10 protein-coding genes and 1 pseudogene are annotated in these 12,261 nt (G+C 70.7%); 7 read left to right on the top strand and 4 right to left on the bottom strand.

All coding sequences use genetic code 11. The features are described from left to right. From AC2VOR_RS09680 to AC2VOR_RS09690, 3 genes and pseudogenes are all read right to left on the bottom strand, one after another. Nucleotides 1–396, bottom strand: a pseudogene (locus AC2VOR_RS09680) (sugar transferase); the annotation flags it as partial. A gap of 16 nt (nucleotides 397–412) precedes the next feature. After that, the gene (locus AC2VOR_RS09685; RefSeq protein ID WP_486963688.1) at nucleotides 413–1,402 is read right to left on the bottom strand and encodes a WecB/TagA/CpsF family glycosyltransferase; all 990 of its coding nucleotides are present in this window, start codon (nucleotides 1,400–1,402) and stop codon (nucleotides 413–415) included. 211 nt (nucleotides 1,403–1,613) lie between these two features. After that, nucleotides 1,614–2,777: a PPE family protein gene (locus tag AC2VOR_RS09690; protein ID WP_486952550.1), complete on the bottom strand. Its 1,164-nt coding sequence runs from the start codon at nucleotides 2,775–2,777 to the stop codon at nucleotides 1,614–1,616. Between the two features lie 970 nt (nucleotides 2,778–3,747). On the opposite strand from AC2VOR_RS09690, the gene AC2VOR_RS09695 reads away from it, so the two are divergent. After that, nucleotides 3,748–4,941: a CoA transferase gene (locus AC2VOR_RS09695; RefSeq protein WP_369741087.1), complete on the top strand. Its 1,194-nt coding sequence runs from the start codon at nucleotides 3,748–3,750 to the stop codon at nucleotides 4,939–4,941. Then, nucleotides 4,935–6,248: an amidohydrolase family protein gene (locus AC2VOR_RS09700; RefSeq protein WP_369741086.1), complete on the top strand. Its 1,314-nt coding sequence runs from the start codon at nucleotides 4,935–4,937 to the stop codon at nucleotides 6,246–6,248. The genes AC2VOR_RS09695 and AC2VOR_RS09700 overlap by 7 nt, the downstream gene beginning before the upstream one ends. Nucleotides 6,249–6,267: 19 nt before the next feature. Here AC2VOR_RS09700 and AC2VOR_RS09705 read toward each other — a convergent pair whose 3' ends face one another. Next, the gene (locus tag AC2VOR_RS09705) at nucleotides 6,268–7,161 is read right to left on the bottom strand and encodes an alpha/beta hydrolase (RefSeq protein ID WP_486952551.1); all 894 of its coding nucleotides are present in this window, start codon (nucleotides 7,159–7,161) and stop codon (nucleotides 6,268–6,270) included. Between the two features lie 252 nt (nucleotides 7,162–7,413). Here AC2VOR_RS09705 and AC2VOR_RS09710 point away from each other — a divergent pair, with 252 nt between their 5' ends. From AC2VOR_RS09710 to AC2VOR_RS09730, 5 genes are all read left to right on the top strand, one after another. Next, nucleotides 7,414–8,076 carry a class I SAM-dependent methyltransferase gene (locus tag AC2VOR_RS09710; RefSeq protein ID WP_369741084.1) on the top strand — a complete coding sequence of 221 codons (663 nt, stop codon included), beginning with the start codon at nucleotides 7,414–7,416 and terminating at the stop codon, nucleotides 8,074–8,076. Nucleotides 8,077–8,160: 84 nt separating this feature from the next. After that, nucleotides 8,161–9,345 (top strand): alpha/beta hydrolase fold domain-containing protein, encoded by a 1,185-nt coding sequence (locus tag AC2VOR_RS09715; RefSeq protein WP_486952553.1) that lies wholly within the window; start codon nucleotides 8,161–8,163, stop codon nucleotides 9,343–9,345. A gap of 42 nt (nucleotides 9,346–9,387) precedes the next feature. Continuing rightward, nucleotides 9,388–10,797, top strand: coding sequence for a WS/DGAT/MGAT family O-acyltransferase (locus tag AC2VOR_RS09720; RefSeq protein WP_369741082.1), 1,410 nt, complete (start codon nucleotides 9,388–9,390; stop codon nucleotides 10,795–10,797). A gap of 116 nt (nucleotides 10,798–10,913) precedes the next feature. Beyond that, nucleotides 10,914–11,705, top strand: coding sequence for a crotonase/enoyl-CoA hydratase family protein (locus AC2VOR_RS09725; RefSeq protein ID WP_369741081.1), 792 nt, complete (start codon nucleotides 10,914–10,916; stop codon nucleotides 11,703–11,705). 45 nt (nucleotides 11,706–11,750) lie between these two features. Continuing rightward, a partial coding sequence (locus AC2VOR_RS09730; protein ID WP_486963689.1) for an AMP-binding protein occupies nucleotides 11,751–12,261 on the top strand: 511 nt, incomplete at its 3' end.

The following is a 12,261-nucleotide window of genomic DNA, read 5'->3' on the forward strand; positions in this document are numbered from 1 at the left end:
CCGGGCCAGCTCGATCCTGGCGAGGAGCGTCACCATCGCGATGATTCCGAACGTCCAGAACGACGCGCTGCAGATGCGTCGATACTCGTCGATCCCAGCTCCGATGACGTGCGTCGACCTTGTCCTGAATATCGTCAGACACGACAGCCAGAGACCGATGAAAACCAATGAGAACAGCGTCATCAGCGGGCCCGGGTAACCCGAAAGTTCCGGGTAGGTGCCGAACCGCAGGTATTGGGCGAGCATCACCGACCCGCAGACGATCAGCGAATCGGTGGCACGTATCCGGTGCGAATACCGGATCTGCCAGCGCTGCCGGGTATTTCGACCCTGCGGCGGTGTCGGACAAGCGGTGACCGGTGAACCGTTCGTCGGCCGCTGGATTACTGAGGTCATCGCCGTCAACCTGTGCCTACACACTCGTCGTTTCGGACTGCACCCAAACTTGGCCGGTGCCGGACGGGTCGGCGCAGGCGCCGACCGGCGTGACCGCGCGATGCGCGCCCGGGTAGCGGATGAGCTGTGCCCGTGTCACGCGCAGTAAAGCGATGGGACCGTTCAGCAGATAGCGGCGCGCCAGCCGGCGGGGCTCGTGGATCAACCGGAAGAGCCATTCGAGTCCGCAGTCCTGCATCCAGCCGGGAGCCCGCTTGACGTTGCCCGCCAAGTGGCCGATCGCGGCGCCGCACGGCAGGAAGACCCGCGCGCCCGACGCGCAGCCGTGCTGGTCGATCCACTGCTCCTGCCGCGGCTTGCCGAGGCTGACGATCAGAATGTCGGTGCGCGCATTGCGGATCGCCGCAACCCACTCGGCGGAGGACGACGCGATGCTGCGTGCGTCCGGCGCCCACATTCCTGAGATAGCAAGTGCCGGAAAATGTTCACGCAGAACACCGGAGAGCAGGCGGTGGGTCTCGACGCTGCCGCCGAAGAAGCCGACCCGCTGACCGGTCCTCTCGGCCAACAGCAGCACGCTGGGGAGCAGGTCTGTGCCGGTGATTCGAGGCCACCGTTTGCCGGTGAGCAGCCGGCCTCGCCAGGCGATCGGCATGCCGTCGGCCAGAAACAGCCATTCCAGCGCGCCGACGGGCGCCGCGCTGACGTTGTGGAAATGGCCCAAGTGGTCGAGGTTGACCGACCCCACCGCCAAGCCGACACCCGATGCCGATTGCAGCCGGGACGCGATGACCGACAACACCTCGTCGAATTCGCGACGCTCAACGATGCTGCCGCTGAGGGCCATTCGCACAACTGCAGCGGATCGCGTGTCGGGGATCATGTCGATGCTTTCCCGCGGTTGGCGATGCGACGATATCTCAAAGCGGCGCCGGGATCCGGTGGGGGCGATCAGCATGATGCCGCCTTCTTTACCGCCGCCAATCGGCTCGTCGCCAGGGGCCATTCGACGCCGACGTCCCCTCCATGCCAGCGGATCCGGTACTCGCCCGCCGGGACCCGCCCGCCGCTGGCGTGATAGCTGACTACGCACGATTGCTTGCCTTGGCGCCGCGACCACGAGTAGGAGGGGAAACCGCCGCCGTCGACGAAGCCGCCGGCTGTCGCCACTGCTGAATGTGCTCCGGGAAAGAGCCGGTCTGTGGTCATCACCCGGCCTACACGTATCCGCCGGAGGGAGGGCGTGCCATGATCGTGGGGATGTTGCCGTACCGGGGCCCGACCGATCTCGCTGCACCAGCCATGGCGGCGCGCGGGGCCGCGCCCAGCACGCTTGGCGACATGCCGGCTCCGTGCAGGCCGGCGTCCGACAAAGGGGTGACGGAGCCGATCATCTGGGCCGAGGGAATGACGCTCGTCCAGCTCGCCGGCACCGACAAGGGGCCTAGCGAGGTCGCGGTGCCCAGGCTCCCCACCAGTCCGGGGCCGAGCGATCCGAGCGCCTCGGCTCCCGAGGCGGCCGCCCCGGCCGCCTCGGCGGCCGCACCTTCCGCAGCTCCTTCCACAGCGGTGAAGGCCCCCGCCAAACCCTGGCCGCTCTGGGCGATTCCGAGGATGGAGGACAGTGCGTAGACCGGGGTTGCCGCCGCCATGGACCAGGAGGGCAATGCGTAGGCCGCCACCTCGAAACCCGGCGACGAGCCGCTAAGGCCCGCCAGGGTCGAAGCGGGCGACGAAAGTGCCGACAGCATGGAAGGAATAGAGGAAACCAGGTTGGTCAGCGACAGCTGCTGTGCCGGCGATGCCGCCGCGGAGTTGGCAACCGCCGTCGCCTGAGCGGCCGCCCCCGCCGGGTTGACCACCTGCGGCGGCTGGACCAGTTGCGTCAATTCGCAAGCAATGGCCGAATGTGCGGCGTATTCGTAGAGGGCCGCGGCATCCTGCGCCCACATCTCGCCGTATTCGGCTTCGGTGGCGGCGATTGCCGCCGAGTTCTGGCCGAAAAAATTGGTGGCAACTAACGTCGCGAGTCGAACCCGGTTGGCGGCGACCGCGGTCGGCGGCACCGTCATCGCGAACGCGGCCTCATAGGCCTCCACGGCGAGTCTGGCTTGGCCGGCAGATTCCGCCGCGCGGGCGGCGAGGCCGACCGTCCATGCCACATACGGTCCGAATGCGGATGCCATCGACAGCGACGCGGGGCCCAGCCATCGTCCCGCGGTCAAACCGGCGACCACCGATCTGTAGTGGCCCGCCGCGAAGTTCAATTCGGCGGCCAAGTTGTCCCAGGCCAGCGCGGCGGCAGCCAGCGAACCGGCGCCGGGACCGGCATACATTCTCGCGGAGTTGACCTCCGGTGGCAGGGCACCAAAGTCGATCATGTCAAGCCCCGAACGGCGGTGGACTCCTGCGTCGTGCGGGCCGTGATTGCGCGACAACCGCACCAGCGGTTGTCCCGCCCAGGCGCATGCGAGTCACCGAGCCGACCCGGTGAACGCGTCCACCGAGGCCCGCAACTCACCTGCCTGCATGACTGCATCCGAAACCGCCTGCCTGTTTGGTGACACCTGGTCCGTCGAACAACGCTGGAGGTTGTCCGACTGCCTTCCCGAGGCCCGATGTGTCAACGATGACTACGACCCGTAGTGCACTCAGAGTATGAGGGACCGACCTATTTAAAACCGATTATCTGTCAAACACAAGTACAATATGCTCCGCGTCACAATTACGCCCATGGCGCACCGTTCCGCCTCAAGGTTTGGGCTCGCACCGGTGTGAGCTGCGTCAACGGCATCTGATGTCGACCGCTGCGCTACCCGCCGCTGCGCGCTCGCTCGGTCGCGCCGCACGTAGTCCGAGGTCCGTCGGATCCGGCGGGTCTGCCGGTAATGCCGCCTAGTCCGTTCCCGCCGTCGGCGGCCTGCATGTCATGGGACACCCTGGCGACCTCGCGGCGCAGGGCGTCGGAAGCGTCCGGGCCCTGCTACACACGAGTCGGCGCCAAGGAAAAGGCCAGTACAATCGGCGCGGAAGCATCGCATCGCGGGCGTTGAGGACCGGATACGCCCAGGCCCCATGGCGGTCGGATCGGGCGAGCCGACGGGCGCAAGGGATTCGGCCCCACGGCTCCGCTGGGCCCGGTCATCGTCAAAAGCGGGGGACGGGGTGTACGCCCAGCCGCGTACCAAAAGTGTTGCTAATGTCGGCAAAAGATCCTTCCAGTCTTTATCGGAGGGGAGAGATCGCCCGGTCCCCGGGGCGCACAAACGCGGGCACTCGCTGGCGCATCGCCCGTCGTGACCGACTCGCCCCTGCGCCGCGGGCCCGGCGCTCTGCGAGCACCATGGTGGGGTGAGTTCGGCGCCGAACACGTGGCTCAGCAGGTGGGGTGACAGTGGACTGGCCTGTCTGACGGGCCGGCCCGACGGCCCCCCCGACTTCTCCCGGGCGAACGTGCTCGCGCGGGCCGACGCCGTCGGCGCCGCCGCCGCTCGCCGGCTAGGTGTCGATGTCGATGCGGCCGGACTGCTGACCGGGCGCGCCGCGCTGCTCGAACTTTCCCGCGGGGGCCGGGTGTCGGTCGGCGGCGCCACGCGGCTGTTGGCGGCCCGCGACGACTGGTGTGCGCTCACGCTGTCTCGGCCCGACGACCGCGCGGCCGTCCCGGCGCTGCTGCGGGCCGACGACGTGCCCGAGGACCCGTGGCCGGCGCTCGCGCATTGGGCCGCAACGCGTCCGGCGTCGGAGATCACCGAACGCGCCACCCTGCTGGACATTCCGGCAGCCCGACTTGGTGAGGCCACGCCCACGGCGCCCCGGATCCGCCGAACGGGCCCGCGCGCGCCCGCCCGCGGAGGGCCGGGCCTGCTGGTGGCCGACCTGTCCTCGATGTGGGCCGGACCGTTGTGCGGGCGACTGCTGGCGCGTGCCGGGGCCACCGTCGTCAAGGTCGAAAGCCCGCGCCGCCCGGACGGCACCCGAAACGGCAACCGCGCGTTCTTCGACTGGGTCAACGCTGGAAAGCTTTCGTGCTGTGTCGATTTCGACAAACAGGCCGACGAGTTGCGGGAACTGTTGGCGGTGGCCGACGTCGTGATCGAGGGCTCGCGTCCGGCCGCGCTGGCCCGGCGCGGTCTCGGGCCGGAGCACCTTGCACCGAGACCGGGCCGAATCTGGTTGCGCATCAGCGGATATGGCGACCCCAGGCCGGCGTTCGGCGACGACGCCGCGGTCGGCGGCGGCCTGGTCGGCGCCAGCCCGCAGGGGCCGGTGTTCTGCGGTGACGCCATCGCCGACCCGCTGACCGGGCTGGAGGCCGCCGCGGCGCTGGCCGACTCGCTCGACCGTGGTGGCGGCGAGCTGATCGAGGTGGCGATGGCAGGCGTCGCCGCGACCTATGCCGCGCTGCCGACCGAGCCGTCGGTTTCGCATTGCCCGGCGCTGCCGCCGCGCCCGCCGCGCCCCTCGGGCCGGGCGGCCGAACTCGGCGCGGACAATCGCACCGTGCGCCGCCTGATCGCCGAAAGACGCTGCCCGTCATGCTGATCAAGCAAGCGACGTTGCTCGACGGCCGAATCGTCGACGTCCGGGTCAACGCACGGATCGAGGAGGTGGCCGCGCTCTCTGACGGCCTGCAGGCCAGGCCGGGGGAAGGCGTGCTCTATGCCAACGGCGGCACCGTCCTGCCCGGGCTGCATGACCACCACGTGCACGTGCGCTCGGCCGCGTCGGCGTTGGACTCGTTCGTCGTCGGGCCCCCCGGCGTCAGCACCGAGGCCGAGCTGACCCAACTGCTGTCGAACGCCACGCCGGGCCCGGACGGATGGATCCGCGCCATCGGCTATCACGAATCGGTCGCCGGCGATCTGGACCGCAGCGCCCTGGACGCCATGGTGCCCACGATCCCGGTGCGCATCCAGCACCGCAGTGGCGCGCTGTGGATCCTCAACTCCGAGGCGCTGGGCCGGGTCGGGCTGGCCGATCATCCCGACGGGCGCCTGCGCAGCGCCGACGGCGGCTGGTCGGACGCCGTGCTGCGGCGTGAAAGCGACCTCGCCGAGCTGAGCCGTCGCATCACCGCGTACGGCGTCACCGGCGTCACCGACGCCACCCCCGACCTCGATCCGGCCGGCATGGCTTCGCTGGTCGAGGCGCACCGTGGCGGCGAGTTCCGGCCACGGCTGCGTTTCCTGTCCCCGGGCAAGAAAATCCTGCAGGACGACCGCCTCGACCTCGACGAGCTCACCGGCTGGATCGCCGACCGCCACGCCGGCGGTGGGCCGGTCGCCGTCCACTGCGTCACCGCCGCCCAGTTGGTGGTGACGATCGCGGCCCTGCGCGCCGCCGGAAGCCATCCGCGGGACCGCATCGAGCATGCCGCCGTGGTGCCCGACGACACCCTGGCCGACCTCGCCGATCTCGGCGTCACGGTGGTCACCCAGCCCAACTTCGTCGCCGAGCGCGGCGATCAGTACCTCGCCGACGTCCCCGCCGCCGAGCACGGGCAGTTGTGGCGCGTCGCGTCGCTGCTCGCCGCGGCGGTGCCCGTGGCGCTGGCCACCGACATGCCGTTCGGCCACGGGGACCCGTGGACGGCGATGCGCGCCGCGGTGTACCGCACCACGCCGAGCGGGGCCGTCCTCAACGCCGGCGAGAGCGTCTCGGCGCGCCGGGCTCTGACGATGTTCACGGGCCAACCGGATCGGCCGGCCCGGTCCCGCAGCGTCGAGCCCGGGCAGCCGGGCGACCTCTGCGTGCTCAGCGAGCCGCCGGCCACGGCGCTGGCCGAGCTGGATGCCGGCATGGTCGCGGCCACCGTCATCGGCGGTGAGCTCGTCTACTTCGCCATGTGAGCGGCCATGTGAGCGCCGCTCAGGCCGCCCGGGTGAGCGCCGCGCGCAGGGTGTCGCACTGGCTGTCGAAGAACCTTTGGGACACTGCGGCTTTGGGCACCCACATGTCGAAGCCGTGGAACGCCCCGGGGATGACCTCGACCTGGCACGGCACCCCGGCGGCCCGCAGCCGTTCGGCGTAGGCCAAGTCCTCGTCGTGGAACAGGTCGTGGGTGCCGACGCCGATCCACGCGGGCGCCAGCCCGCCCAGGTCGGTGCGCCGGCCCGGGACGGCGAGTTCCGGATCGGCGCCGCCCAGATAGGCCGCCCAGCCGAACCGGTTGCTGCGCGCGCTCCACAGCCGGTGGTCCGGGTGATCCCCGGACGCCGAACTGCGGTCGTCGAGCATGGGATACGCCAGCAGCTGGAACAGGGGGGCGACCTCGGCGCGGTCCCGGGCCAGCAGCGCCAGGGCCGCCGCCAGCCCGCCGCCGGCGCTGGCGCCGCCGATCGCGATCCGCCCCGGATCCACCGATCCCAGCCCCGCCAGCCAGCTCAGCGCCGCGTAGCAGTCCTCCAGCGGCTCCGGATACGGATGTTCGGGCGCCAGACGGTATTCCACGGACGCGACGGTGATGCCCAAACGGGTGCTGAACCGCCGGCACACCGGGTCGTCCTGGTCGGCGCTGCCGATCACGTAGCCGCCCCCGTGGATCCACAGCAGCGCGGGCGTCGGCCCGGTCACGCCGACGGGCCGGAACACCCGCACCCCGTTACCCGGACCCAACCCGACCACCTCGACGTCGCCGGCGCCGCCGCGCCCGCGCAGCCTCGTCGCCGCCCGCATGATCCGCAGCGTCCGCGGGCCGATCATGTGCCGCGGCGTGAATCGGGCGGCTCTGCGCAAGTCGGGGTGAACGTCGCTGTTCGGCATGGATCGAGTATTACGCACGCGGCGATTCGTCCGCGCCGGCGGAACCGGTGACCCGCACGCCGAACCACCGCGCGCCGCCGGCGCGCGGCTCTGGCAGGCTCTGGGTTAGCCGAGCAAAGATCGGGGTATCGGTGGGAATGCCGGTGGACGCGGCGCATGCCGGCACCCGGCGATGCGGGTTGGCCACAACCCCTCCCCGACGGGCGCCCCACGCGCCCGGGCCGGCGGGCCGGGCAGGAGCGAGGGACAGAATTGCTGGGGCATCTCTACGATCGGGCGCTGGGCGGTGAACGATGCTGGATCCGCCACGAGGACGGAGAGGTGCGGCTGCTGCCGGTTCACCGCTGGCTTGGGGTGCGGTCCCCGCCGGGCGAAGCGGCCGCCCCCGATGAGGCGCTCGACGAGGACTTCGACGAGGCCGTCACCCAGCTGTGCAACGGTCCTACGATCGAACTCGGTTGCGGCCCAGGGCGATTGGTGGCACGGCTGATCCAGCGGGGGGTGCCCGCGCTGGGTATCGACCGATCCGCGGCCGCGATCCGCCTGGCCGGCCGCGGGGGTGCGCCGGCCCTGCTGGGCGATGTCTTCGAGCCGCTGCCCGGGACGGGGCAGTGGCAGACGGTCCTGCTGGTCGACGGCAACATCGGCCTCGGCGGGGACCCGCTGCGCATCCTGGGCCGCGCCGCCGAGTTGCTGTGCCGCGGCGGACGCTGCGTCGCCGAGTTCGACGCCGAGGCCATCGGCATCCGGGTGCACTGGGTGCGGTTGGAGTCCGGCGGCGACGTCGGGCCGTGGTTCCGCTGGGCGTCCGTCGGTGTCGACAGCGCCGACACGCTGGCCGCGCAGGTGGGGCTGACGTTGACCGACGTGCGCCTCGTCGGCGCCCGGGTGATCGCGAGCCTCACGGCCCTCTAGGCGACGCGGACGTGTTCGACGCAAACGTCAGTTTCCGCGCGGCGCGCGGGGGTACCCTCGCGGAATGACGGCGAGGTACCGGGCATGACATCGTGCGTGAAGTGGTTGCTACGGGCCCGCCCCGGTGATTACGCGTTGGCCCTCAGCGTTGCAGGGGCGTCGCTGCCGGTGGTCGGCAAGCACCTGGAGCCGCTGGGCGGTGTCACCGCGATGGGCGTCTGGGGGGTGCGGCAGGCGCCCGAGGCCCTGGCCTCGATGACGAAAGACCTGCTGACCCCCGGCATCCAGGACGCGCGCCGCCGCGACCGGGAGTCCACCCGCGACGTCTCCGTCGCGGCGCTGCGGGAAGTCGTGCCGACGGCCGATCTCGACGGCGAATGGCCCACCGCGGACCGCACCCCGCCGATCTGGGACGCGCTGCGCAGACGCCGTTACCTCTACCGCCGCGCGGTGCACTACGGCGACCACCCCGCGCAGGTCCTCGACGTGTGGCGGCGCAAAGACCTGCCGGCGCAGCCCGCGCCCGTCCTGGTGTTCCTCCCGGGCGGGGCGTGGGTGCACGGCAGGTGCGTGGGCCAGGGGTCCGCCCTGATGTCACGGTTGGCCGAGCAGGGCTGGGTGTGCCTGGCGGTCGACTATCGCGTCGCGCCGCACCACCGGTGGCCGCGCCACATCGTCGACGCCAAGACCGCCATCGCCTGGGCGCGGGCCAACGTCGACAAGTTCGGCGGCGACCGCGATTTCGTTGCGGTGGCGGGATGTTCGGCCGGCGGGCACCTGGCGGCGCTGGCCGGATTGACCCCCGGCGACCCCGCGCACCGGGAGAAGCTGCCGGAGGGGGCCGACACTTCCGTGGACGCGGTGGTCGGCATCTACGGCCGCTACGACTGGGAGGACCGCTCCACTCCCGAGCGCGCCCGCTTCGTCGACTTCCTGGAACGTGTTGTGGTCAAACGCTCGATCGCGCGGCACCCGGAGTTGTTCCGCGACGCGTCGCCCATCGCGCGGGTCCATCGCAATGCCCCGCCGTTTCTGGTGATTCACGGCAGCAAGGACTCCGTGATCCCCGTGGCGCAGGCCCGCAGCTTCGTCGAACGGCTGCGCGCGGCGTCGCATTCGAAGGTCGGCTACGTCGAATTGCCCGGCGCCGGCCACGGTTTTGACCTCGTCGACGGCGAGCGGGCCGGCGAGATGGCGCACGCGACGGCGCTATTCCTCAACCAGGTCCACCGCACCAAGGCGCGGATCGGCGCAAAAGAGGTCATCTGAGGCCACCGCTGAGTATCGTCGCCGTATGGGCAAGGGGCAGCGGTGAAACGGCTCAGCGGCTGGGACGCGGTCCTGCTGTACAGCGAGACGCCGAACGTGCACATGCACACGATCAAGGTCGCCGTCATCGAATTGAGCGAGGACAGACGCGACTTCGGCATCGAAGAGTTCCGCCAGGTCATCGGCGGCCGGCTGAACAAGCTCGAGCCGTTCTGCTATCAGCTCGTCGAGATCCCGCTGAAGTTCCACCACCCGATGTGGCGCGAGCACTGCGAGGTCGACCTCGACTACCACATCCGCCCGTGGCGGCTGCCGGCTCCCGGCGGTCGCCGCGAACTCGACGAGGCGATCGGACGCATCGCCAGCACCCCGCTGGACCGCGACCGGCCGCTGTGGGAGATGTACTTCGTCGAGGGGCTGGCCGACAACCGGATCGCGGTGGTCGGCAAGATCCACCACGCGCTCGCCGACGGCGTCGCCTCGGCCAACCTGATGGCCCGCGGCATGGACCTGCAGCCCGGGCCCGAAGGCGGCCCCTACGTGCCGGACCCGGCGCCCACGACGGGCCGGCTGGTGGGTTCGGCGTTCGCCGACCACCTGCGCCACATCAGCCGGATCCCCCACACGATCCGCTACACCGCCGACGGCCTGGCCCGGGTGCGCCGCAGCTCGCGCAAGCTGTCCCCGGAGCTGACCCGGCCGTTCGAGCCGCCGCCGACGTTCATGAACCACAAGATCACCCCGGAGCGGCGATTCGCCACCGCCACGCTGGCCCTGGCCGACGTCAAGGAGACCGGCAAGCGCCTCGGGGCGACGATCAACGACATGGTGCTCGCGATGGCGGCGGGAGCGCTGCGCACGCTGCTGCTCCGCTACGACGGCAAAGCCGAACCGCTGCTGGCGTCGGTGCCGATGAGTTTCGACTTCTCTCCCGAGCGAATCTCCGGAAACCGGTTCACCGGCGTGCTGGTGGGCCTCCCGACGAATTCCGACGACCCGCTGGCGCGGGTGCGGTGCAGCCGCGAGAACGCCCTCCTGGCCAAGGAGAGCAACCAGCTCATGGGCCCCGAGCTGGTCAGCCGATGGGCCGCCTACATGCCGCCGGCACCCACGGAATCCTTCTTCCGGTGGGCGTCCGGCCGGGAGGCGCACAACAAAGTGCTCAACCTGAACATCTCGAACGTTCCCGGTCCCCGGCAGCGCGGCCGGGTGGGCGGGGCGCTGGTCACCGAGATCTATTCGGTGGGCCCGTTGACCGCCGGCAGCGGACTGAACATCACGGTGTGGAGTTACGTCGACCAGCTCAACATCTCGGTGCTGTCCGACGGCGCCACCCTCAAGGATCCCCACGAGGTGACCGAGGCCATGGTCGCCGACTTCGTCCAGATCCGCCGCGCCGCAGGGCTTTCCGAGGAGTTGACGGTCGTCGAGACGGCGATGGCTCCCGCCTGAACGCGGCCCGCGCCGCGGCGGGTAACCGGACTCTCGACTGCCGCTAACGCCGTTTCCGGCGACCGCTACCATCAACCGGGAACAGCCACCGACTTGGTAAGGAGCTTCGGCGCACCGTGAACACAGGGAATGAAGAGGCCGGCGCGGGGGAACCCGAGGTCCTGGTCGAGCAACGGGACCGGATCCTGATCGTCACGATCAACCGCCCCAAGGCCAAGAACGCGGTCAACGCCGCGGTCGCCCGGGGCCTGGCCGACGCCATGGACCGGCTCGACGCCGACGCCGGCCTGTCGGTGGGGATCATCACCGGCGCGGGCGGATCGTTCTGCGCCGGTATGGATCTCAAGGCTTTCGCCCGGGGTGAGCTGCCCGTCGTCGAAGGCCGTGGCATGGGGTTCACCGAGCGTCCGCCGGACAAGCCGCTGATCGCCGCGGTGGAGGGATACGCGCTGGCCGGGGGCACCGAACTGGCGCTGGCCACTGACCTGATCGTGGCGTCGAGGGACTCGGCGTTCGGGATCCCCGAGGTCAAGCGGGGTCTGGTCGCCGGCGGCGGGGGATTGCTGCGGCTGCCCGAGCGCATCCCGTACGCGGTCGCGATGGAGCTGGCGCTGACCGGGGACAACCTGTCGGCCGAGCGCGCCCACGACCTCGGGCTCGTCAACGCGCTGGCCGAGCCGGGCGGGGCGCTGGACGGAGCGATCGCGCTGGCCGAGCGGATCGCCGCCAACGGGCCGCTGGCGGTCGCGGCCACCAAGCGGATCATCGTCGAGTCCCGCGGCTGGAGCCGCGACACCATGTTCGCCGAACAGATGAAGATCCTGGGCCCGGTGTTCGCGTCCAACGACGCCAAGGAGGGTGCCGTCGCGTTCGCCGAGAAGCGTCCGCCGCGCTGGACGGGCTCCTGATCACCGATACACTATGTTCGTAGAGTCCACTTCGGGGGTTCGGGGATGAGCATTTCGCTGCTGCTCGAGATGGCCGCGTCGGGTAACCCCGATCGCACGGCGGTCGTCTGCGACGACGTGCGCTTGACCACGCAGCAGCTCAGCGATCTCGCCGACGGCGGCGCGGGCGTCATCGCGGCCTCGGGCGCCGGGCACGTGGCCTACGTCGGCACCGGCGGCGACATGCTGCCGGTGCTGATCTTCGCGGCCGCCCGCGCCGGGGTGGCGTTCACCCCGATCAACTACCGGCTGTCGGCCGAGGGCATCCAGACCCTGATCCGGCGGCTACCCGAACCGCTGGTGATCGTCGACGCCCGCTACCGCGACGCGGTCGGGGACGCCTCGCCGCGGGTGCTGGTCTCCGACGACTTCCTGACCGCCGCGCGCGAGTGCGAGCCGGGCCCCGACGTCCCTGCGTTCGCCGACCCGGACTCGGTCGCGATCGTGCTGTTCACCTCGGGCACCACGTCGCAACCCAAGGCCGTCGAGCTCACGCACAACAACCTCACCAGCTACG

Source organism: Mycobacterium sp. TH-M103, from assembly GCF_057473785.1.

Excerpts from the sequence above, each read along its gene's own strand:
- AC2VOR_RS09690 (WP_486952550.1), bottom strand. The coding sequence starts at position 2,777 with ATGATCGACTTTGGTGCCCTGCCACCGGAGGTCAACTCCGCGAGAATG.
- AC2VOR_RS09715 (WP_486952553.1), top strand. The coding sequence starts at position 8,161 with ATGACATCGTGCGTGAAGTGGTTGCTACGGGCCCGCCCCGGTGATTAC.
- AC2VOR_RS09700 (WP_369741086.1), top strand. The coding sequence starts at position 4,935 with ATGCTGATCAAGCAAGCGACGTTGCTCGACGGCCGAATCGTCGACGTC.
- AC2VOR_RS09685 (WP_486963688.1), bottom strand. The coding sequence starts at position 1,402 with ATGGCCCCTGGCGACGAGCCGATTGGCGGCGGTAAAGAAGGCGGCATC.
- AC2VOR_RS09705 (WP_486952551.1), bottom strand. The coding sequence starts at position 7,161 with ATGCCGAACAGCGACGTTCACCCCGACTTGCGCAGAGCCGCCCGATTC.